This window comes from Actinosynnema sp. ALI-1.44, from assembly GCF_001984155.1.
Lineage (GTDB): Bacteria > Actinomycetota > Actinomycetes > Mycobacteriales > Pseudonocardiaceae > Kibdelosporangium.
In genome coordinates this window covers 164,479-186,568 of the sequence record NZ_MTQO01000046.1, presented here as the reverse complement: position 1 = coordinate 186,568, position 22,090 = coordinate 164,479, and the positions used below count along the sequence as shown (strand labels likewise).

Here is a 22,090-nt window from a genome sequence, read left to right as displayed (position 1 = left end):
CGCCCGTGACGGACGCACACGAGGAGGGGAGTCACGATGACCACACCGGATACTGGCAGGCCACCGGACTTCGCGATCGACCCGGACGGCATGCGACGCAAGATCACCTTTCTGCTGGCGCCGGTCGTGCAGAAACTGGACGGGCTCAACGGCAAGTACACGGCGGCGCACGACGAAATCCAGGCCGCGCACGCGAGCCAGTCGGCGGGGTGGTTCGGCGGGGTCGGCAACGGCGATGTCCGCTCGGCGAGCAGTTCGTTCCTCAACACGGTGGAATGGCAACTGCGCCAGTTGGCGTCGGACCAGGCTGAGCTCGCGAGTTCGTTGCTGGGCTACCAGACGGCGTTGCTCCAGATCATTGACCACGCTGTGGAGACCGACCGGGTGATCGCGAACCGGTTCCGGTCGATCGAGAATCAGATCGACGGAATGGGCACTGAACGATGACACTGCCCCCAGGTCACGGGCCGGTGGCCGTGGCCGGCATCGATCCCGCCGTGGACCCGGAACTGGCCACCGCCGCAGCGGAACTCAACTCCTGGATCCAGTACCTGCTAAGCCCGAACGGGCACGACGGGCCGCGGATCTATCGAGCTGTCGGGGTCGATGACAGCGGTTCGGTGCCCCAGGACGCCGAGATGCCGCAGCGGATGCCGAACCTCGACAGCGATCCGCAGTATCGCACCGTGTCGGTGATCGATGGGTACGCGGCCGACCCCGGTGCGCTGCTGCGCCCGGCGGAGGCTGTGGCCGGTATCCAACAGGCGCTGGTGGACGCGACGTACAGCAAACTCGTCGCTGGTTGTTTCACCTGGCGCACGGGAGACCACACGTCGGCAGGGACCAAACCCGACACGGGTGAACCGGTGTCGAACGTCAAGTACAACGAGCGGTATCCCGTCCGGCAGGACTGGGCGGAGATGCGCGACGGGTGGCACGGCTCCGCGCGTTTCGCGGCGTACCGCTACGAACGCGAGTTCATCCCGTACCAGGTGTATACCGAGAACTGCAGCTATGTCATCGCTGAACACCTGGTGCGTTACCGGGCGATCTTCCAGAAGGCGAGCAGTGACATCGCCGCCCTGATGAACGCGCTCACCAAGACCTTCGCACAGCACAACTGGTACGGCGGTGGGGGAATCACCATCGACATCGCCTCTGTCGTGGTCACCGCGCTGGTTGCCGCGGCGACGACCGTGCTCAGTGGCGGCGGCGCTGGTCTGACCTCGGCCGTGGTACTCACCGAAGCCGTGGGAGAGGCGATCAAGACCGCGGAGTCCAAGCAGGAGAACCGGACCACGTCGTTGATCGAGGATCGCGACTATCTGCGGGACTCGGTCAAGCAGTATCTCGACGCGGTCAACCGGATCGAACAGGAGACCGCAGAGGCGATCATAGGGTTGGCGCAGTCGCTGCCCGCCGCGATGGACCGGATCCGCACCGAACGCGAGTACCGGACAGGGCCGGGTGAATCCGGACCGGTGCAGCGGTCGGTCCCGCAGTACCGGGACTTCTTCGACCAGTGAGCGGTCCGGTCATGCACCCGCTTTGACGGTCGTGAGCACCGCCGACGCCACGTCTTTGGCTGCTGAGCACTTGTCGGCGCCAGGTTTGTCGTCGGCGGTGACCCAGAAGTACAGGGAATCCGTGACCGCGATGGCGAAGTTGCAGACCTGCGGGGTGGGGTCGCCGACGTAGGTGGCCTGGAACCCGAGCGCGGGATAGCCATCCACGACGGTGGGTTCCCAGTAGGTCCACATCCCGGTCGAGTGTTCGTGGTATTTCGAGTTCAGGCCAGTGGGCACCCGGGTGGCGTAGGTGACGGTGGTGGCGGTCGGAACACCACCGGGATACCGGTAGAAACAACTCGTGCCCTCACGCGCGGCGTCGACCAGGTCGCCCGCGCTCACACCGAACTGCCTTTGCTGGGCGGCGGTCAGACTGCGGCAGGGGTTCGCCGTGTAGGCGGCCGTCTCCAGTGGTGTGGGTACGCGTGGCGCCCGCGCGCTGTTCGACGTAGTGGGTGTTGTGGTGCTGGTTGTTGTGGGTGGTGGGGTGGTGGTGGTGCTGTTGTCGCAGGCGACGGTCAGGGTTAGTGGTAGTAGTGCCAGGGCCGCGAGGCGCCTCATGTTTCTCCCCCGTCAGTGGACCGTCGCACAGCGTAGCCGACCCAGGGTGATCGACAGGCCCGTTTCGTACAGTCCGCATCGTGGACTGGGACGCGCTCAGCGGATGGCGGGGGCTATTTCAATCGCTGAGGGTCACCGCGTTGCCTTGATCGTTGCCAGGACCGCCGACGCCACCTCTTTGGTTGCCGAGCATTTCGCGGCGCCGGGTGTGTCGTCGGCGGTCACCCAGAAGTAGAGCGTGTCGGTCAGCGCGATGGCGAAGTTGCATGTCCGGGGGTTCGGGTCGGCTGAATCGCTGGCGCCGTATCCCAGCGCGGGGTGGCCGTCGACGGTGTCCGGTGCCCAGTAGTTGAAGAATCCCGCCGCGTGCTGGTTGTACCGGGAGTTGAGCCCGGCTTGGTCCTTGGTCGCGTACGTGACGGAAACAGCGCTGGGCGTGCCGCCGGGATATCGGTAGAAGCAGCTCACGCCTTCTCGGGCGATCTCGGTGACTTCGCCTTTGTCGACGCCGAGTCGCTGGCGTTGGTTGTCGGTGAGACTGCGGCAGGGGTCGGTCGTGAACGCGACCGCGTCGAGCGGTGTGGGTACGCGTGGGGCCTGCGGGCTGTTCGGTGTGGTGCGCGGTGTTGTGGTGCTGGTTGTTGTGGGTGGGGTGGTGGTGGTGCTGTTGTCGCAGGCGATGGTCAGGGTTAGTGGTAGTAGTGCCAGGGCCGCGAGGCGCCTCATGTTTCTCCCCCGTCAGTGGACCGTCGCACAGCGTAGCCGACCTGAGGTGGTCGACAGGCCCGTTTCGCGCAGTCCTCGTCGACAGGGACGGCGCATCAGATAGCGGGGACGGCCGTCGTACCTCGCCGAATGGCGGACCGTTGCGGGGGTGATACCCGGCATGTGCTGTCAGGTGGGTGGTGGGGATGCGTAGCGTGATCGTGCTGGGCTGGTCGTGCCCTTTGGTAGTGAATCCGCTACGGCCCGCGATGGGTTTCTGTCACGATGTGCGACGCGCCCGTGACGGACGCACACGAGGAGGGGACTCACGATGACCACACCAGAGGCAGGCAGGCAAGCTGACTTCGCGCTCGACCCGGTAAGCATGGCGAAGGCCATCGAGTGGTACGTGACGCCTGTCGTCCACGAGCTCACCGCCATCGCCGAGGGATACGCGCACGCGCACGGCGAGATCGCCGCGGCACACGCCAGCCACGCGGCGGGATGGTTCGGCGGCGTCGGCAACAACATCGTCCAGGATGCCAGCGGTTCATTCCTCAACGAGGTTGAATACCAGCTGCGTTGGTTGAAGCAAGACCAAACCGACCTCGTCGAGTCCATGGCGGAGTACAAGGGTGTGCTCCTCGATGTCATCGCACGCTCGCAGCAGAACGAGCAGCGGATCGCGACCAGGTTCCAGTCGATCGAGAATCAGCTGGAAGACATGGGGTACTAGCCATGGTGCTACCACCTGGTCAGCAGCCCAGACCGGTCGCCGGAATCAACGCCGCCACCGACCCCGAACTCGCCGCGGCGGCCGCCGAACTCAACGCCTGGATCGACTACCTGCTGCGCCCCGAGTCGCACGACGGCCCTCGTATCTACCGTGCGACAGGCCCGGATCGCAGCGGTCACGTCCCCACGGACGCCGAGATGCCCCAGCGGATACCGAGTCTGGACCAGGACACCGCGCAGTACGTGACGGTGTCGGTCATCGATGGGTACTCGGCGGATCCCGGCGTGTTCTTCAGGCCCGCGCAGGCCGTCAGCGGTGTCAGCGACACTGTCATCGAGCCGACCTACCGGAAGATCGCGAAGGGCTACTTCACCGGCACCGACCCTCAAGGCAAGACCGCGGGCAAGGCACCGGACGTGGAGTCACCTGTCGACGCCACCCGGTACAAGGAGATGCACCCGGTGCGCATGAACTGGTTCGAGGTCCGCAACAGTTGGCTTGGCCTGGGACGACTCGCGGCGAACGAGTACGAGAACGACGTCATCCGCTACCAGGTCTACACCGAGAACTGTTTCTACGTGTTGGCCGAACACCTCGTGCGATATCGAGCGATCTTCCACAAGGCCAGCGAGGACATGGCCGCGTTGATGAGGGCCATGACGAAGACCTTCGCGCAGCACGACTGGTATCACAGCGGCGGCGGGGGCGTCATCCTCGACTTGTTCTCCGTGGCCGTGACCGGCTTGGTCGCGGGCGTGACGATGGTGATCAGTGGGGGCGCGACCGCCCCCACCGCGGCGAAGCTCCTCCAGGTGGTGGTCGTGGAGGCGATCGGAGAGGCGATGAAAACCGCCAAGGAAGGTGACAAGAAGAACCAACTGCTCATTGAGGACCAGCGTTACCTGCGCGACTCGGCCAAGCAGTATCTCGACGCGGTGACGAAGATCGAGCGTGACACAGCACAGGCCGTCACGGACCTGCATGCGAAGCTGCGCACCAAGCTCGACGAGCTGCGCTCCGGACGGGAGTACAGCACGGTGCCCAACAGCGCGGCGACGTCCATGTCGGTTCCTCGGTATCACACGTATTTCGAGGCTGCCGGCAAGTAGGTCAGTGACCGGTTCGGAGCGTGGACAGGACCGCCGACGCGACATCCTGGGACGTCGAGCACTTCGCGGCGCCCGGTTTGTCGCCGGCGGTCACCCAGAAGTACAGGGTGTCGGTGATACCTACGGCGACGTTGCATTCCCCCGCGGGCACGGCATAGGCGACTGCCGGGTATCCGTTCATGTCGAGGACCTGCCAATGGGGCCACCGGCCCGCGGCTTTCTCGGCGTACCGGGAACTGAGGCCGGTCGGGACCTTCACGGCGTACACCACCGCGACCGACCCTGCTGTGCCGTTGATGTACTCGTACAAGCACGTGTTGCCTTCCTGGGCGACGCCGCTGGTCCGTCCTGGGTTGAGGGCGAACTGTTTCTGCTGCGGGTCGGTGAGGCTTCGGCATGGGGCGGCGGCGAACTCGGTGGCGTCCAGTGGTGTGGGTACGCGGGGCGCCTGCGGGCTGTTCGGCGTGGTGCGCGGTGTTGTGGTGCTGGTTGTTGTGGGTGGTGGGGTGGTGGTGGTGCTGTTGTCGCAGGCGACGGTCAGGGTCAGTAGTAGTGCCAGGGCCGCGAGGCGCCTCATGTTTCTCCCCCGTCAGTGGACCGTCGCTCAGCGTAGCCGACCTGGGGTGATCGACATGCCCGTTTCGCGCACACCGACGGCGGGTCAGTGGATGGCGGGGACGGCCGCGGTGGCGGTGGTGAAGGTGCCGACGAGTTCCCGGGCGCATTCGTCGAGGTCCAGGCTTGGGTTGGCGACGTATTGGCGGGCGATCTCGTCCAGGGCGGCGCGGATGGTCCAGGCCATCAGGCGGGGGGAGAACTGGCGGAACTCGCCGTCGCGTTGGCCTTGGCGCAGGCGTTCTTCCAGGGGTGTGGTGTCCGCGTCGAGGGCGGTCTGGGTGCGGTGGTAGATCAGGATTTCGGCGACTGCGGCGACGTGGTGGGGGTGGGTGCGCATGAAGTCCAGGTGGCACTGGATGTAGGCGCGCAGCATCCCGGCCGAGGTGGTTTCCGCCTGCACCTTCGGCCACATCGCCGCCGCGGCGGCCTGGTTGACGTCCGCCAGCACTTGCTGGATCAGTTCGTCCTTGCCGGTGAAGTGGTAGGAGATCACGCTTTTGGAGATGCCCGCGCGCTCGGCGATCTGGTTCAGCGACGCCTGGGCGTAGCCGAGGGCGGCGATGGTTTCGATGGCGCATTCGACGATCTGCGCGCGCCGGGCCACCTCGATGAACGACGGACCGTCCCGGCCGATCGTGCGGGTCTTCGACTGCATCGCCGCAACCTAACACCCATGATCAACCACCCTGTGTGCGGGCCCGGTCACAGCCCGGCACTGACCGGGCGGCCGGGTTCCCGGCCGGTGGGCCGAGCGGGGTGACCGGGCCTGGACCTCGGGCCGCTCCCCCGCCTCCACCGGACGCCGCCGGAGGCGGGGGTCACGACCGGGTCGTTCGAAGATCATCCGAACGTGTTCGCGGTAGCGGTAGGTGACCGCAGAGACGCGTCAGGCCCGGTCGGCACTGTGCCGACCGGGCCTGACGCGCAGACAGTTCAGTCCGCGATGGGGTCTTTCGGTTCACCCGCCGCCGGTTTCGGTGCCGGGCCGACGTCGACCAGCGCGGGCCGTTTGTGGCCGAACATGTTCAGCGGGTCGATCGTGGTCAGCGCCTTCGCCGCCAGGATGGACACCAGGATCGCGGCGGCCATGAACGGGTAGTTGTACAGCTGGTCCTCACCGGCCGGTGAGTAGGTCAGCACGAGGAACACCGCGAGGCCGACCACCATCGGCAGCCGCTTGGGGTTCCACGGCAACGCCGCGGCGATGACGAAACCCCACGTCAGATACCAGGGCAGGGTCGCTGGGGACAGCAGCGCCACCGCCAGCAGCACGATCGCCATCCGGCGGACCGCGTCGGCGCCGCCGTCGCGCGCCGCCCACCACTGCTTGACGAAGACATACCCGAGGAGCAACGCACCGATGGTGCGGGTGACCAGGACGAACGGGTCCTTGGACACGTTGAACACCAGCGCGGTCAGCCAGTGCAGGAACTCGCCCACCGCGGTCGGCGGCGACATCCAGTTCACGATCATCGCCGGGGCCCGCAACGCCGGGAACCAGCCCAGGTTCACGCCCGCGGCCAGCGTCACCGCGGTGAACGTCACCGCGAAGATCCCGATCGACAGGGCCGCGGCGCGCACGAAGTTCCGCCAGAACGTCGACGTCAGGTGTTTGGCCCACACCCACACCAGGAACGGCAACGCGGGCGCCGCCGAGGCTTTGACCGCCATCGCCAGCGTCGCCAGCACGATCCCCAGCACGTGTTTGCGGTTGAGCACACACAGCGTGCCCGCCGCGAGCAGGCCCACCATCAGGATGTCGTTGTGCGGGCCGCCGAACAGGTGCACCACCGTCATCGGGCTGGCCACCGCGAGCCACAACGCCACCGGCAGCTTCCCGCCGAGGTGCCTGACCAGGCCGGGCAGCGCCCAGATCAGCAGGCCGAGACCGATCGCCAGGGCCAGGCGCATCAGGATCACACCGAGAATCGCGTCACTGCCGGTGATCGACACGACACCCTTGGCGACCAGGATGAACATCGGGCCGTACGGCGCGGGCGTGGTCTGCCAGAACGAGTGCACGTTCTGGGAGATGTCCGGCATGTTCTCCAGCTGCGCCGGGCCGACCATGTACGGGTCGAACCCGTGCAGCGGCAGCATGCCCTGCCCGAGGTAGGAGAACACGTCCCGGGTGAACACCGGCGGCGAGAACAGCAGCGGCGCCATCCAGCACAACGCCGCGGTCAGCACCGCGCGGGCGTTCACGCGCCCGGCCAGCACATGCCGGCCCAGCCGCACCCACGCCCACACCACGAGCGCGAACCCGATGTACAGGACCGCCGTGGCCAGCATCTTGCCGTGGCCGTAGCGCAACCACGACAGGGGGCCGTTGCCCAGGATCGGGTCACGAACGAGGATCCCGGCCGCGCCGACGGCCGTGAGCAGGATCAGAACGGTGCCGAGCGTGCCGAGCGCGATCGTGCGCACCGGCATGCCCGTCGCGGGCTTGCCGGATTCTGCGGTCTTGTCGGTGTCAGCACCCAAAGCGTTGTCCAGGTTCGGCGCCGGATCTGTGGTGGTGGCCATGGCGTCTAGCAGGTTACACACCGTGCCCCGACGTGCGGTGAGGGCCACCCGTGGTTCAGATCACTGCCGGGTCGGTGGTATTGGAGTCGATCATGTCCGTCGGTCATGTCACCGGAGCCACTTCCGGCAACGCCGCCAGCAACGACTGGGTGTACTCGTGCCGCGGCGCCAACAGCACCTGCTCCACCTCACCGACCTCCACCAGCTCACCCCGGTACATCACCGCGACCCGGTCGGCGATGTTCCACGCCAGCCCCAGGTCGTGCGTGATCACCAGCGCCGCCAGCCCCAGCTCCGCCCGCAGCCGCAGCAACAACGCCAGGATCTCGCCCCGCACCGACGCGTCCAGCGACGCCACCGGCTCGTCGGCCACCAGCAACCGCGGCCGCAACGCCAACGCGCCCGCGATCACCACCCGCTGCCGCTGCCCACCGGACAAACGGTGCGGCAACACCGGCATGTACCGCCCCGCCGGGCGCAACTCCGCCGCCTCCAGCGCCGCTGCCACCAACTCCCGCTCATCACCCGGCATCCGGTGAATACGCAAACCCTCCGCGACCGCCTCGTACACCGTGTGCCGCGGGTTCAACGCGCTCGTCGGGTCCTGCAACACCAACTGCGCCTCACGCCGGTACTCCCGCAACCCCCGCGAGCCACGCGGCAGAGGCCTGCCGTCATACAACACCTGCCCGCCGCTGGGCTGCTGCAACCCCAGCACCGTGCGCGCCAGCGTCGTCTTGCCCGACCCCGACTGGCCCACCAACGCCACGATCTCGCCGCGCCCGACCTCCAGCGACACGTCGTTGACCGCCCGCATCCACCCGCCGCCGCGCTGCCGGAAATCCACCCGCAGCGCCTGTGTCCGCAACAACGGCTCCCCCGCCCGCGGCACCACCTTCGGCGGCACCCCCGCCGGGTTCGTCGTCGCCGGCGCATACCGCGACGCCGGGTCACCCACCGTCGGGAACGCCGCCGCCAACGCCTTCGTGTGCGCGTGCTGCGGGTCATGCACCACCGTCGGCGCCGACCCCAACTCCACCACCTGACCCTCGTACATCACCGCCAGCCGCTCACACACCGACCCCAGCACCGACAAGTCATGGCTGATCATCACCAGACCGATGCCCTGCTCGGCCACCAGACGCGTGACCAACGCCAGCACCTGCGCCTGCACGATCACGTCCAACGCCGTCGTCGGCTCGTCCGCGATCACCAGCCGCGGCCCACACGCCAACGCCATCGCGATCATCACCCGCTGCTTCTGCCCACCCGACAGCTCATGCGGATACGCCCGCGCCTTCTCCGGCGGCAACTCCACCTGCGCCAGCAACTGCGCCACCCGCGCCTCGACCTGATCCTCCGGCAACGACGCGTGCAACCGCATCGGCTCCGCGATCTGCGTCCCGACCCGCCGCACCGGGTTCAACGCGTGCATCGCGCCCTGGAACACGATCGACGCCGACGCCCACCGCACCGCCCGCAACCGGCCCCAGCTCATCGCCCGCGTGTCCTCCCCGTCCAGCAGGATCTCCCCGCTGACCTGGGCGTCCTTGGGCAACAACCGCAGCACCGACATCGCCAGCGACGACTTGCCACACCCCGACTCCCCCGCCAACCCGAGCGTCTGCCCTGGCAGCAGCGTCAGATCCACGCCCCGCACGGCCGCATGCCCACCCGCGTAGGTCACCCGCAGGTCACGAAGTTCCAGAACAGGGGTCACCGGCGCTCCCGCAGCTTCGGGTTCAACACAGTCTCCAACGCGCGTCCCACCAACGTGAACGCCAACACCAGCAACACGATCGCGATCCCCGGCGGCAACAGATACCACCACGCCCCGTACGTGATCGCGCCGCTGCTGCCCGCCGAGCGCAGCAACCCGCCCCACGTGATCTCGTTCGTGTCCCCCAACCCCAGAAACCGCAGCGTCGACTCCGCCACGATCGCCGTCCCCACCGCCAACGTCGTGTTCACGAACACCAACGGCAACACCGACGGCAACACGTGCTTGAAGATCACATGCCCGTGCCCACCGCCCAACGCCCGCGACCGCTCGATGTACGGCCGCGCCTCCACCGCCAGCGTCTGCGCCCGCACCAACCGCGCACTCGCCGGCCACGACACCACCCCGATCGCCAGGATGATCGTGCCCGCCCCGCCGTCCAGCACCGCCGACAACGCGATCGCCAGCACCAGCGACGGCATGATCAGGAAGAAATCGGTGAACCGCAGCAGCACCGCCGACAACCAGCCACCGAAATGCCCCGCCAGGATCCCCACCGTCGTGCCGATCACCACCGACAACAACGCCGCGGCCAACCCGACCACCAGCGACAACTGAGTCCCCCACAGCGTCAACGCCAGCACCGACCGGCCGTTCTCGTCCGTGCCCAGCCAGAACTCCCCACTCGGCGACCGCAACCGATCCCCGGTCGCCCGGGTCACATCCAGGTCCGCGTCGTCGATCAGCACCGGCCCCAGCGCCGCGACCAGCACGAACACCGCCAGCACCACCAAGCCCACCAACCCGCCCCGGTTGGCCGCGAACTCCCGCCACGCCCTACCCGCCGCATCCCGCCGACGAGCCCACGCCGGTGACGTCATGACGCACGCACCCTCGGATCCAAAACCCGCAACAGCAGGTCCGCGAACAAATTCATGACCACCACCGCGATCACCAGCACGATGAAGATCCCCTGCAACAACGGCAGATCCTTGGACGCCAACGCCTCCGCGGTCAACTGGCCCAACCCGGGCCACGAATACACCGCCTCCACCGTGATCGCCCCCGACACCACCATCCCCAAATGCAGGAACACCAGCGTCGCCGTCGGCAACAACGCGTTCGGCAACGCGTGCCGCCGCCGCACCAGATCGTCGCGCAACCCCTTCGCCCGCGCCGTGGTCAGATAATCCGAGTTCATCTCCTCCAGCAGCGACGCCCGCATCACCAACTGGTACTGCCCGTACAACGCCAACACCAGCGTGAACACCGGCAACACCATGTGATGCGCCACATCCAGCGCGTGCGGGAAGAACGCCGCCGGACTGTCCGGGCTCTGCATACCGCCCGTCGGGAACACCCCACCAGCGATCATCAACAACACCACACCCAACCACCACGGCGGAATCGACCAGAACACCAACGCCACACCGCTGCTGCCCCTATCCAGCGGGCCGTTGCGGTGCCACCCGGTCTTCGCACCCAGCCACAACCCCAACGCCGCCGCCAGCACCGTCGCCGTGCCCGTCAACAACAACGTCGGACCCAACCGCTCACCGATGATCACCCCCGCGGGCGCGTTGAACGCGTACGACTGCCCGAAATCCCCGTGCACCAACCCCACCAGGTAGTTCCAGAACTGCACCAGCAACGGCTTGTCGAACCCGTGCTGCGCCCGCAACGCCTCCAACTGCGCACCCGACACCGGACGACCCCGCGTCATGATCGACACCGGGTCACCGGGCATCACCCGGAACAAAAAGAACCCCAACACCACGACCATGAGCACACTCATGACCGCGCCACCGACCTTCGCGAGCAGATAGCGAACAACCCCGCCGCCGCGTGACGGCGGCGGGACCTCCGCGATCGACTCCTCGACAGGCGCGAGGGAATCGGTCACCGCCAGCTACCTACTCTCGCTCGTCCGCCGCGCCACGCCGACGCGACCGCCCGACCAGCAACACAACCCCGCCGACGACCACCACACCCGCCACCACCAGGCCGATGATCAACCCGGTGTTGCCGCCGCCGCTGCCACCCGCCGCCGCAGGCGCCGCCGCGTCCGTCGTCCTGCCCGGCGTGGCGCTGTACAGACCCCAATAACCCTGCTGGTTCAGAATCACGCCACCATCGGCCGGCTGCGTCTGGAACGGCGCCCACCGATCCGCCCGGTAAGCCTCCAACGGGTTGTCATACCCCAGGATCACCAACGTCGCCCGGTCGGCCAGCACCTGCTGCATCTTCTTCACGATCTCGACCCGCTTGCCCCGGTCAGTCTCCTGCAACTGCTCGGTGTACAACCGGTCGTACTCCGGATCACACAGGAACGAATCCGGCGTCGCACCCTTACCGTCCGCGTTCGGCCGCGCCCCACACGTCTGCAACGACAACACGTAATCCGGATCCGGGTTCGCGTTCCACCCCGAGAACGCCAGATCGAACGCCGCGCCCGTGGTCGCGTCGTTGACCTTCTGGTCGGACACCATCTGCGGCTCCACCGCGATCCCGATATCCCGCCACCAGTTCGTCAGGTACTTCGACGCCTGCTCGTCCAGGTTCGTGCCCGCGTGCCCCAAAAGCCGCAACCTCAACGGCTTGCCCTGCTTGTCGGCACGCACCCCGTCCGCGCCCTTCGCGTACCCCGCCGCGTCCAGCATCCTGTTCGCCTCAGCCGGATCGAACCGCGTCCGCTCCGGCAGGTGAAACTCCGAGAACCCCGGCGGAATGTACCCCGCGGCCTGCGCCGCGTACCCGCCCCACACCTTGTCCACCAACGTCCTCGAATCGATCGCCAACGCGATCGCCCTCCGCAATTGCGGATCCTTCAACGCCGGATTGCCGTCCCCGATCGGCCTGCCGTCCGCCGACGTCGCACCCGGGTTGATCAGGATCTCGTTGAGCCTACGCCCCGCCCCGGTGTTCAACTTGATGTTCGGGTCCTTCTTCAACGTGTCGTACTGCGCGGGCACCAGGCGGTTCATCACATCGATGTCCCCCTTCACCAACGCCTGCACCTCCGCGTCCACGTTCTTGTAGTACACGAAGTCCAACCCGTCGATCTTCGGCGCGCCCCGCCAGTAGTCCTTGTTGGCCTTCAACTTGATGAACTGGCTCGCCTTGTAGTCCTGCACGATGAACGGACCCGACCCCACCAACGGCAACGGCGGCTCCGCCTTGAAATCGGTCACCTTCTCCCACACGTGCTTGGGCACGATCGGCACGTCCAACGCCAGCATCGTCGACCGCGGCTGCTTGGTCCTGATCACCAACGTCCGGTCATCCGGCGCCGACACCGACTCCCACCCCTGCGTGAAGTTGCCGTTCGCGGTCGCCGCGGCCGTGTCCGACATCATCTTGGAAAACGTGAACGCCGGGTCCTGCGCCGTGATCGGCTGCCCGTCCGACCACTTCGCACCCGAACGGATGGTGAACGTCCACGTCAACTTGTCCGGCGAGGTCTCCCACTTCTCAGCCAACCCCGGCACCGGGTGGTAGTCCTTCGGGTCGTACGTCGTCAAGAACTCGTAGTTCAACCGGGTGAGCTCAGTACCGATCCGGGTGACCGTGATGAACGGGTTCAGCGAATCCAGATCCTGCGTGACCCCCGCCCGCAACACCTTCGCGTCCTGAGCCTGCGCGACACCGGTCACCCACGGTGCCATGACCGCCACCAGCGCAACCACCGCCCCAGCCCCAGCCAAGCGACGTCCGACCAGCACGACGTACCACCTCTCCTCCACAATTGGGAAAGAAGTAACCATTCATCAACCAGAGAAGTCAATGAGTACCGGCAGATACTGCCAAGACGTAACTTAAGCCTCTACGGTGGCCTACGTGCGGATCATGATATCGGCCGACATGGAAGGCGCCACCGGGGTCACCCACACCCAGGACGTCATCCCCGGCACCGAACAATGGCAGCGGATGCGACGCCTCTTCACCTCCGACGTCAACGCCTGCGTCGCAGGCCTCCACGACGGCGGCGCCACCAGCGTCCTGATCAACGAAGCCCACTCATCCCAACGCAACCTACTGCTCGAAGACCTCGACACCCGCGCAACCATGCTCACCGGACGCCACAAACCACTGTCCATGATGCACGGCATCGACTCCCAAATGGACGCCGTCGTCTTCCTCGGCTACCACACCGGCGCGGGCACCGACGGCGTCCTCGCCCACACCTACCTCGAAAACTCCATCACCGGCGTCTGGCTCGACGGCACCCACGCCAGCGAAGGCAGACTCAACGCCGCCATGGCACACGAACACGGCGTCCCGGTGATCCTGGTGACCGGCGACGACAAAACCTGCGACGACGCCCGCGACTACGCACCCCACGCACGACTCGCCGCCGTCAAACAATGCGTCAGCCGCTACGCCGCCATCTGCCTCCCACCCGCCAAAACCGCCGAACTCATCCACACCGAAGCCACCCACGCCATGAACCAAGCAGGCCCCTACGAAGCAACCACCACACCACACCACATCGAAATCGAATTCGACGCCACCCACCTCGCCCACGCCGCCGCGGTCATCCCCACCGTCGACCTCACCGGCGAACGCCGCGTCGCCTTCGACGCCGCCACCATGACCGACGCCATGAAGGCATTCAAAATCGTCACCGCCATCGCCGCAGGAGCCGTGGAGGGAATCTATGGATGACGTCGCACACCTCTGCTCACGCCTGATCCGCATCGACACCACCAACCACGGCGGCGGCCACTCGGCAGGTGAACGCGAAGCCGCCGAACTCGTCGCCGCCGAACTCGCCACCGCGGGCATCGAGTCCAAACTGCTCGAACGCGCCACCCGCCGCAGCAACGTCGTCGCCCGAATCCCCGGCACCCACCCCAGCCTGCCCGCCCTGCTCGTCCAAGGACACCTCGACGTCGTCCCCGCCGACCCCGCCCAATGGACCCGCAACCCCTTCTCCGGCGACATCGCCGACGGCTACGTCTGGGGCCGCGGCGCCACCGACATGAAGGACTTCGTCACCATGGTCCTCACCGTCGTGAGCACCTGGGCCCGCGACAACCGCACACCACGCCGCGACATCGTCCTCGCCTTCGTCGCCGACGAAGAAGACACCGGCGCACACGGCGCCGAATGGCTCGTCGACGAACACCCCGCCCTCTTCGACGGCTGCGGCGCCACCATCAGCGAATCCGGCGGCTACTCCTACCACGTCACCCACGCCGACGGCACACCACGACGCCTCTACCCCATCGGCACCGCCGAACGCGGCACCGCCCACCTCCGCCTCACCGCCACCGGCCGCGCCGGACACGGCTCCCGCCGCAACGACGACAACGCCGTCACCAAACTCATCACCACACTCGAACGCATCGCCCACCACACCTGGCCCGTCCGCCTCACCCCCGCCGTCACCGCATACCTCGAACGCACCGGCCACGCCCTCGGCATCCCCATCGACCTGACCGACATCGACACCACCCTCACCCGCCTCGGCGCAGCCGCACCACTGGTGGAAAACACCGTCCGCAACTCCACCCGCCCCACCGTCCTCAACGCCGGCTACAAGGTCAACGTCATCCCCTCCACCGCCACAGCCGAAATCGACACCCGCACCCTGCCCGGCACCGAACAGGAACTCCTCGCCACCATCGACGCCCTCCTCGAAGACGGCGTCACCCGCGAATTCGTCAACCGCAACCCCGCCATCCAAGCCCCCACCGACTCACACTGGTTCGACGCCATGACCGCCGCCATCCGCTCACAAGACCCCGACGCCATCGTCGTGCCCTACTGCATGGGCGGCGGAACCGACGCCAAAGCCTTCGCCCGCCTCGGCATCCCCGGCTACGGCTTCGCCCCGCTGTCCCTACCGCAAGGATTCGACTACCGCGCCATGGCACACGGCGTCGACGAACGCGTCCCCATCGACGGACTGCACTTCGGCACCCGCGTCCTCGACCACTTCCTGTCAGTCGTCTAGGGCAGCGTCACCGAGGAGATGTCGAGATCGACAGCTCGCCCTGGTCATCAATGATCTTGACGTACACGGTCTCCGGGTTCGTTTTGCCCCAAACCCGGCAGTCGAACTGCCTGCCCACCTCGACCACCACCGAGGTGGGACACTCCACGCTGCCCAGAGCATCCTTCCGCAGACCTTGGACCTTCTCGGCCACCTGGCGCTCCAACGACTGCTGGTCCAACACCCGTAGCGGCCTGGCCGAGGCGATGTCCGTGCTCAACACCTTGATCGTCACCGCCACCGCGCACGCCGCGACCACCACCGACGACCACGCCATGACCGTCCGCGCGGTGTCGCGCTGCGCACGATGACCCGTTTGATCCGTTTGACCCTCTCCGTCAGTCACGCCGGAAGTTCTACCAGCCGGACACCGGCGACCCGACCGGACCGGCGCGATAATCCAGTTGAGTCTCCAGTCACTGGAAGGTTGAGGCTGAGTGCTGTGACCGAGATGTTCAGCATCGGGCAACTCGCCCGAACCACCGGCCTGCCGGTGCGCACCGTGCGGTTCTGGTCCGACCTCGGCCTCGTCCCGCCCGCGGGACGCACCTCCGGCAACTACCGGATGTACGACGCCGAAGCCGCCGCCCGCCTCGACCTGGTGCGCACCCTGCGCGAACTCGGCATCGACCTCGACACCGTCGAACGAGTCCTGCGCGACCAGGTCACCGTCGCCGACGTGGCCAAAGCCCACGTCCGCGCGCTGGACACCGAGATACGCACCCTGCGGCTACGCCGCGCGGTCCTCAGCTCGGTCGCGGCACGAGGCAGTACGACCGAGGAGATGAAACTGATGCACGAACTGGCCAAGCTGTCCGCGCAGGAGCGGCAGCGCATCATCGACGACTTCGTCGACGAGGCCTTCGCGGGAGTCGAACCACGGCCAGAAGGGGCACGCATCCCCGAGGGCATGCGCATCATGCCAGCCGAACTGCCCGACGACCCCACACCCGAACAAGTCGACGCCTGGATCGAGCTCGCCGGACTCGTCGCAGACCCGGCCTTCAAGGCCCGCGTCCGCGAAATGGCCGTCGCCGGATCCACCGGCGCCGACCAACCCGAAGTCGGCGACCCGGCACTCGTGTTCGAACACGCACTCCCCGCCGAAGCCGCGGGCATCGACCCGGCATCACCCGAAGGACAGGAGATCCTGCACCGGATCATCCCCGCCGAAATGCCCGTCGACGAGCGCCGCACACTCGCCGACACGATGGCCACCTTCACCGACCGCCGCGTCGAGCGCTACTGGTCCCTGCTCGGCACGATCAACGGCTGGCCCCAGCGCCCGCCCGCGGTCCCGGCGTTCGAATGGGTCATCGACGCACTGCGCGCGTAACCCCATGTCCGCCTCCGCAGCATGTACGCCGCGGAGGCGGACTACCTCGCCCCGTACTTCTCCCCCGACGACGTCCTGCACCAGGCCGACGCTCTCCCCTACGGTGGAACGGCCGGATCACCGAGATTCACCCGTTTCACTGAGGCCGGCGTTTGTCGGGGCTTTGATTTCGTTTATTTCGTCATGATGAATTCAACAAAGTCCGTAGTATAAGAACTAGTCATCGAGACGCGCCGCAGCTCACAGCGACGCCAGCACGATCGCCCTGAGCTGCGGCTCGATCTTGGCCGTGGTGTGCGCCATCACGACGACACCCAGATCCTCACTCGGATCCGCCCACCACGTGGTGCCACCCGCGCCCGGCCACGTCACCTCCCCCACCGACCCCGGAGCGGGAAAACCGCCGATCCGCCGCCGCACCGCGAGCCCGACACCGAAACCGTGCCCCGGGTTCCACCCCGGCTTCTCCAACCGGCTGGTGTCCGTGCCCGGCGCCAACTGATCCGACAGCATGTACTTCACCGTCTTGCGGCCCAGCAGCGGCTTCCCCTTGTCCAGCAACATCTGGACGAACCGCAGGTAGTCAGCCGCCGTGCTCACCAGCCCCGCCCCACCGGAATGGAACCGCGCGATCGACAGATCAGGCAGCACGTGCTGGGGCAACGGGCGAGCGAACCGGTCCTCCTGCCCGGCCGGAACACCGAAGGTGGTGTCCGACATGCCCAACGGCGTGCACACCTCGTCCCGCAGGAAGTCACCCAGCGACGCGCCCACGATGGACTCGATGATCAAACCCGTGAGATCCAACCCCCAGCCGTAATGCCACATCGCACCCGGTTCGTGCAGCAGCGGCAACGCGCTCAGCCTGTCGACGAACTCCGCACCGGTCAGGTCCGTCATCCCATTGCCCACCGCGTCCGCGTACAACTTGTGCACCGGCGAGTCACCGAGCAACCCCTCTGGCATACCCGCCGTGTGCCGGAGCAGATCAAGCACGCTCGGCTGCACCGGCCGCCCGGCGAACTGCGGAAGATACGCACCGATCGGCTCATCCAGCACAAGCTGACCCCGCTCGACCAGCAACAAAGCCCCTGCCGCCGTGATCGGCTTGCTCATCGACGCGATCCAGAACAGGGCGTCCCGCGTCATCGGAACACCGCGGGCCTTGTCCCGATGCCCGAAAGCCTTCAAGAAGACCACCTGCCCGCGGTGCACGACCCCCACCACAGCGCCCGGCACCCGACCGGCCGACACCTCGGCCTCGACGAACTCAGCCACCCTCTCCATGGTCAACATCCTCGCACCGGCCCGGCCACACCCGGGAAACCCTGCCCCATCACCCTTCCAGTGCGTATCGGGATGTCGAGCCGATGCGGCATCATGGAAAGGCCGGGGCGCTGGCGGAATCGCTGATGCCAATCACGCAAAGCCGCACCCATAGCGCCCCGGCCCTGTGGTGCCCGCTAGAGATCCCGCCCGGCGAACTCGGGCACGGGCATCTGGATCGTGTTGTGGAACGCCACGATCAACCCACCGCTGACCAGCGTCGTCTGCGTCGACTTGGTCTCCCCCGCACGCGGACCCGCCGGCACCTGAAGCGACGAGGTGCTGTGCACCAGCACCAGATCCGGCCCCACCACACGGCTGGACAACACACGGAACTCGACGCGACTACCCCGGTAGATGGTGTCCAGGATCTGCCGCGTCGACGCCGCCACCGCCGCGCGCCCCCTGTGCAACCGCCCGAGCACGTCGACGAAGTCCGTGTCCTCGGCGAACCTCGCCGCCAACGCGTCCCCGTCACCCGCGTTCCACGCCCGCGTCAACTCCTCGAAAATCCCGTCCAGAGTCACGATCCCTCCCCAATTGGAATGCTAATCTACTCACTAGAACGACGTTCCAAATGGAGGATACGTGACAACGGACCTGCCCGGCATCGTGCGACTCAGAGACCGGCGCGAAGCGCTGACCCTGCGCACGATCCTCACGGCGGCCCGCACCCTGTTCGCCGAACACGGCTACGCCCGCACCCCGATCCGGCTCATCGCCGAACGGGCGGGCGTCGCCCCGCAAACCCTCTACGCCCACTTCGGATCCAAAGCGGGCGTCCTGACCGGCCTGGTCGACCTCCTCGACGACGAAGCAGGCATCCCCGACCTGCTCACCGAGACCGAGCACGTGACCGACCCCGAACAACTGCTCGGCGTCCTCGCCCGCATCACCCGCCAGGTCCGCGAACGCTGCGGCGACATCGTGACCATCCTGCGCTCCGGCGCCGCGGTCAGCCCCGACATCGCCGCCACCCAAGCCGAAGGACTACGCCGCCACCGCCTCGGCGTGGAGATGTTCCTCGAACGCATCCGCGCCACCGACCGCCCCGTCGTCCCCCGCGCCGCGGACATCGCGGTCGCCCTCACCAGCGTCGACGTCCACGACAGCCTTGTCGTCGACGCTGGCTGGACCTACGACGACTACGAGCAATGGCTCACCCAGACCCTCGTCACCGCACTCCTGCCCCACGACAACGGTCACATCTGAATGCAGCGCCTGGAAACACGCTCGGTGTAGTCGGCGAGACGGCCGACGCAGTGCTCCAGCCGTTCATCGGCCTCGGTGGCGGCGGGCGCGCCGCGTCCGACTCGACGCGGCCAGTGGTGCCCAGCACCAGCACTTCGCGTTCGCCACGCTGAGCCAGCTCGAGCACTCGCGCGTCCGGCGCCACCCACGCCCCTTCCCCCAAGGACAACGCCCGACCCGACGCAACTCCCGCCAGACCGCCACCCGGTGCCTGCTTGGTTCAGCGGGCACCCGCACCACCAGCACAATTCATCGCCGATGTACCGTCGGCCGGGTCGATCGCCTTTGTCATGGCGATGTGGTGTTATTTCGTCACAGTTGATGATAACTAAGGTCGTAGTACTGATATGAGTGCGCAGCTTTCCTATGCACCGAGTCGCTGGAAATCGCTCGTGAGTCCGCCAACACCGAGGCAGGGCTGGCCCTACACGCCACGCTGGCGAGCCATGGGCATCAAGTCCAGCCAGACCCCGCGGTCGGCCTGATATCCAGATGGTCAAGACGCGTCGTCCGGGTACGGTCGGCCAGTGCCTGAGCTGAAGCGGCTGACCCCGGAAGACGCCCCGGCGGTGCTGGCCTTCGAGGTGGCCAACCGCGCCTACTTCGCCGCTGCCGTCAACGACCGGGGCGACGAGTACTTCGACCAGTTCGCCCACCGGTACAGCGCCCTGCTCGCCGAGCAGGACGCCGGTGTCTGCGCCTTCCACGTACTCGCCACCGAAGACGGCGCAGTCCTGGGCCGGTTCAATCTCTATGACCTCGAGAACGGCACTGCGGAACTCGGCTACCGCGTCGCGCAGCACGCCGCCGGTCGCGGCGTGGCAACCGCTACCGTCCTGGAGCTGTGCGAGCTGGCGGCGACGCGGCACGGACTACACACGCTGCGGGCGGCTGCCTCGCATGAGAACGTCGCGTCCCAGCGGGTGCTGACCAAGGCCGGGTTCGTCGCGACCGGCCCGGCCGATCCGGCCCACCTCGGCGGCAAACCCGGCACCTGGTATCAGGCGGCGTTGCAGGACGTGATCGGACGTCGGAGAGATCGGCCATGATGCTGGGCTGTCTTCGCGGCTTCGGCCATTTACGTCACTGAACATCAAACAACGTTCGTAGTACTGAACGTGGTCAGGAGAGCGCGGCTTAGGCGCGTCCGAGAACCACCTGCCTTTTCACACTACGACGTATGCCCGGAAAGCCTCCGAGTCGCACTGTCCACAATGTGACCGCGGCTACGGCGTAGACCGCCGCGAAGCCCCACCACGGAAGCAGTGTGCTGCCGTCCGGGTGGCAGGTGAGCACCAGCCACACCGACATGCCAGCCACGGCAGCGTTCCAGGACGGCGACCACCGCACGGCCGCACCCAACGCCAACGGCCAACTGAAGTACCACGGGAACGTGACCGAACAGCACAGCACTGTGGCCAACAGGGCAAGCGTGGCGCACCGCACTGCCGTGGCGCCACCGTCGCGGGATCGCCACCACAGCACGGTGACGAGGACCGCGAGCAGCACCCAACCACCCAACCTGGTCACCGCGAGAACCTGGGCACCGGTGACGAACGACAACAACTTGCCGATGGCCGTCGGCACGGACAGCCACGAATCGACCCACGAGTTCCCGCCGAGCGCGGACAACCACCCGAGGTCGACGCCCGTCACGACTGTCCACAGTGCGAACGTGCCGACAACGGTGAAGACCGCGGCGACCAACACCCGCACCGGCTTGGTCCGGCGACGCGCGATCCAGATCCACACCAGGAACGGCAGGGCCACGACCGCGGTCACCTTGACGGCGGCGGCCGTGGCCACCAGCGCGACGCCGCGCACCGGTGCACCGTCCACAACGAACACCGCGCCCATCGCCAGCAGCCCGACCATGAGCAGGTCGTTGTGTCCGCCCGCCAGCAGGTGCAGCAGCACGAACGGGTTCGCCGCACCGATCCACAACGCGTGGGCCGGTTGACCACCCAGATAGCGGCACAGACGCGGCAACGCGACGCACAACAGCACCAGTCCCACAGCAAGCATGAGCCGAGTCAGCAAGACCCCGGGCAGCAGGTGCCCGCCTGTCACCGCCACCGCGGTCTTCACGACCAGGATGAACACCGGCCCGTACGGCGAGATGGCATCGAGCCACCGGCTACCCGGTTGGCTGTCGATGATCGGGTGCGACACCGACGACGGCACCGTGACGTACGGATTGGCGCCGGACTGCGCGACCACACCCTGTGCCAGATAGCTGTACAGGTCCGTGCTGAACAACGGGAGCGCCACCAGCAACGGCACCGCCCACCACAGCGTGGCGCGGCGAACCTCCCGCGTACCGGCGGTTCCCCGGCGAATCGCCCAGCCCAACCGCACCCATGCCGTGACCAGCAGGCCGACCCCGAGGTAGACCGACACGGTGGACAGCGTGGCGCCGGACAGGACCGGATCCAGCCGCACCCTGGCACCGGCGCCGTACGAACCGGCGGTGATCGCCACGGAACCGAGCAGGCCCCACCACAACGTGACACGACTCGGCATGCTCACCTCGAACGGGCTTGGGGACGAACTGACCCGGTCGAGCCTGATCACGGCCGGTGAGCGGAAGCTGAAACACCATGAAGGAAACTTCAGGTTCGGGGAACGCCATCTGC

The 22,090-nt window shown here is 67.1% G+C and carries 22 protein-coding genes; 9 read left to right on the top strand and 13 right to left on the bottom strand.

Features of this window, described 5'->3' with window-relative positions:
• Nucleotides 1-36 precede the first annotated feature (36 nt).
• Together ALI144C_RS23600 and ALI144C_RS23595 are read left to right on the top strand one after the other, a co-directional pair.
• Entirely contained in the window at nucleotides 37-447 is a 411-nt protein-coding gene (locus tag ALI144C_RS23600; protein WP_076989318.1) for a hypothetical protein, read from the top strand.
• Complete coding sequence (locus tag ALI144C_RS23595) at nucleotides 444-1,526, top strand: hypothetical protein (RefSeq protein WP_143230820.1); 1,083 nt, start codon at nucleotides 444-446, stop codon at nucleotides 1,524-1,526. Before ALI144C_RS23600 ends, ALI144C_RS23595 begins: the two co-directional genes overlap by 4 nt.
• A gap of 9 nt (nucleotides 1,527-1,535) precedes the next feature.
• Here the strand turns inward: ALI144C_RS23595 and ALI144C_RS23590 are convergent, their stop codons facing one another.
• Both ALI144C_RS23590 and ALI144C_RS23585 read right to left on the bottom strand, forming a co-directional pair.
• Complete coding sequence (locus tag ALI144C_RS23590) at nucleotides 1,536-2,129, bottom strand: DUF3558 family protein (RefSeq protein WP_076989316.1); 594 nt, start codon at nucleotides 2,127-2,129, stop codon at nucleotides 1,536-1,538.
• Nucleotides 2,130-2,261: 132 nt separating this feature from the next.
• Nucleotides 2,262-2,855 (bottom strand): DUF3558 domain-containing protein, encoded by a 594-nt coding sequence (locus ALI144C_RS23585; protein ID WP_076989315.1) that lies wholly within the window; start codon nucleotides 2,853-2,855, stop codon nucleotides 2,262-2,264.
• A gap of 310 nt (nucleotides 2,856-3,165) precedes the next feature.
• Here ALI144C_RS23585 and ALI144C_RS23580 point away from each other — a divergent pair, with 310 nt between their 5' ends.
• Both ALI144C_RS23580 and ALI144C_RS23575 read left to right on the top strand, forming a co-directional pair.
• On the top strand, nucleotides 3,166-3,570 hold the full coding sequence (locus ALI144C_RS23580) for a hypothetical protein (RefSeq protein ID WP_076989314.1): 405 nt from the start codon (nucleotides 3,166-3,168) through the stop codon (nucleotides 3,568-3,570).
• Between the two features lie 2 nt (nucleotides 3,571-3,572).
• The gene (locus tag ALI144C_RS23575) at nucleotides 3,573-4,679 is read left to right on the top strand and encodes a hypothetical protein (RefSeq protein WP_076989313.1); all 1,107 of its coding nucleotides are present in this window, start codon (nucleotides 3,573-3,575) and stop codon (nucleotides 4,677-4,679) included.
• Nucleotide 4,680: 1 nt separating this feature from the next.
• Here ALI144C_RS23575 and ALI144C_RS23570 read toward each other — a convergent pair whose 3' ends face one another.
• From ALI144C_RS23570 to ALI144C_RS23540, 7 genes are all read right to left on the bottom strand, one after another.
• The gene (locus ALI144C_RS23570) at nucleotides 4,681-5,256 is read right to left on the bottom strand and encodes a DUF3558 family protein (protein ID WP_076989312.1); all 576 of its coding nucleotides are present in this window, start codon (nucleotides 5,254-5,256) and stop codon (nucleotides 4,681-4,683) included.
• Nucleotides 5,257-5,340: 84 nt separating this feature from the next.
• Complete coding sequence (locus ALI144C_RS23565) at nucleotides 5,341-5,952, bottom strand: TetR/AcrR family transcriptional regulator (RefSeq protein ID WP_076989311.1); 612 nt, start codon at nucleotides 5,950-5,952, stop codon at nucleotides 5,341-5,343.
• A 278-nt stretch (nucleotides 5,953-6,230) separates the two neighbouring features.
• Nucleotides 6,231-7,823 carry a polyprenol phosphomannose-dependent alpha 1,6 mannosyltransferase MptB gene (gene mptB, locus ALI144C_RS23560; protein ID WP_076989310.1) on the bottom strand — a complete coding sequence of 531 codons (1,593 nt, stop codon included), beginning with the start codon at nucleotides 7,821-7,823 and terminating at the stop codon, nucleotides 6,231-6,233.
• 103 nt (nucleotides 7,824-7,926) lie between these two features.
• Complete coding sequence (locus tag ALI144C_RS23555; RefSeq protein ID WP_076989309.1) at nucleotides 7,927-9,543, bottom strand: dipeptide ABC transporter ATP-binding protein; 1,617 nt, start codon at nucleotides 9,541-9,543, stop codon at nucleotides 7,927-7,929.
• Complete coding sequence (locus tag ALI144C_RS23550) at nucleotides 9,540-10,424, bottom strand: ABC transporter permease (protein WP_076989308.1); 885 nt, start codon at nucleotides 10,422-10,424, stop codon at nucleotides 9,540-9,542. Before ALI144C_RS23550 ends, ALI144C_RS23555 begins: the two co-directional genes overlap by 4 nt.
• Entirely contained in the window at nucleotides 10,421-11,446 is a 1,026-nt protein-coding gene (locus ALI144C_RS23545) for an ABC transporter permease (RefSeq protein ID WP_076989307.1), read from the bottom strand. The genes ALI144C_RS23550 and ALI144C_RS23545 overlap by 4 nt, the downstream gene beginning before the upstream one ends.
• 10 nt (nucleotides 11,447-11,456) lie before the next feature.
• On the bottom strand, nucleotides 11,457-13,208 hold the full coding sequence (locus ALI144C_RS23540) for an ABC transporter substrate-binding protein (RefSeq protein WP_237774279.1): 1,752 nt from the start codon (nucleotides 13,206-13,208) through the stop codon (nucleotides 11,457-11,459).
• Nucleotides 13,209-13,380: 172 nt separating this feature from the next.
• Here ALI144C_RS23540 and ALI144C_RS23535 point away from each other — a divergent pair, with 172 nt between their 5' ends.
• The gene (locus ALI144C_RS23535) at nucleotides 13,381-14,208 is read left to right on the top strand and encodes a M55 family metallopeptidase (RefSeq protein ID WP_193441219.1); all 828 of its coding nucleotides are present in this window, start codon (nucleotides 13,381-13,383) and stop codon (nucleotides 14,206-14,208) included.
• Complete coding sequence (locus ALI144C_RS23530; RefSeq protein ID WP_076989305.1) at nucleotides 14,201-15,502, top strand: M20/M25/M40 family metallo-hydrolase; 1,302 nt, start codon at nucleotides 14,201-14,203, stop codon at nucleotides 15,500-15,502. Before ALI144C_RS23535 ends, ALI144C_RS23530 begins: the two co-directional genes overlap by 8 nt.
• Nucleotides 15,503-15,509: 7 nt before the next feature.
• Here the strand turns inward: ALI144C_RS23530 and ALI144C_RS23525 are convergent, their stop codons facing one another.
• The gene (locus ALI144C_RS23525; RefSeq protein ID WP_143230819.1) at nucleotides 15,510-15,887 is read right to left on the bottom strand and encodes a DUF4333 domain-containing protein; all 378 of its coding nucleotides are present in this window, start codon (nucleotides 15,885-15,887) and stop codon (nucleotides 15,510-15,512) included.
• A 105-nt stretch (nucleotides 15,888-15,992) separates the two neighbouring features.
• Here ALI144C_RS23525 and ALI144C_RS23520 point away from each other — a divergent pair, with 105 nt between their 5' ends.
• Nucleotides 15,993-16,877: a helix-turn-helix domain-containing protein gene (locus tag ALI144C_RS23520; protein WP_076989592.1), complete on the top strand. Its 885-nt coding sequence runs from the start codon at nucleotides 15,993-15,995 to the stop codon at nucleotides 16,875-16,877.
• A gap of 240 nt (nucleotides 16,878-17,117) precedes the next feature.
• On the opposite strand, the gene ALI144C_RS23510 is transcribed toward ALI144C_RS23520, so the two are convergent.
• Entirely contained in the window at nucleotides 17,118-18,164 is a 1,047-nt protein-coding gene (locus ALI144C_RS23510; protein ID WP_076989302.1) for a serine hydrolase domain-containing protein, read from the bottom strand.
• Nucleotides 18,165-18,340: 176 nt separating this feature from the next.
• Nucleotides 18,341-18,730 carry an SgcJ/EcaC family oxidoreductase gene (locus ALI144C_RS23505; protein ID WP_076989301.1) on the bottom strand — a complete coding sequence of 130 codons (390 nt, stop codon included), beginning with the start codon at nucleotides 18,728-18,730 and terminating at the stop codon, nucleotides 18,341-18,343.
• 61 nt (nucleotides 18,731-18,791) lie between these two features.
• Here ALI144C_RS23505 and ALI144C_RS23500 point away from each other — a divergent pair, with 61 nt between their 5' ends.
• Together ALI144C_RS23500 and ALI144C_RS23495 are read left to right on the top strand one after the other, a co-directional pair.
• Nucleotides 18,792-19,415 (top strand): TetR/AcrR family transcriptional regulator, encoded by a 624-nt coding sequence (locus ALI144C_RS23500; RefSeq protein ID WP_076989300.1) that lies wholly within the window; start codon nucleotides 18,792-18,794, stop codon nucleotides 19,413-19,415.
• Nucleotides 19,416-19,981: 566 nt separating this feature from the next.
• Entirely contained in the window at nucleotides 19,982-20,503 is a 522-nt protein-coding gene (locus ALI144C_RS23495) for a GNAT family N-acetyltransferase (protein ID WP_076989299.1), read from the top strand.
• Nucleotides 20,504-20,591: 88 nt separating this feature from the next.
• Here the strand turns inward: ALI144C_RS23495 and mptB (ALI144C_RS23490) are convergent, their stop codons facing one another.
• Complete coding sequence (gene mptB, locus ALI144C_RS23490) at nucleotides 20,592-21,977, bottom strand: polyprenol phosphomannose-dependent alpha 1,6 mannosyltransferase MptB (RefSeq protein WP_076989591.1); 1,386 nt, start codon at nucleotides 21,975-21,977, stop codon at nucleotides 20,592-20,594.
• Nucleotides 21,978-22,090: the final 113 nt, after the last annotated feature.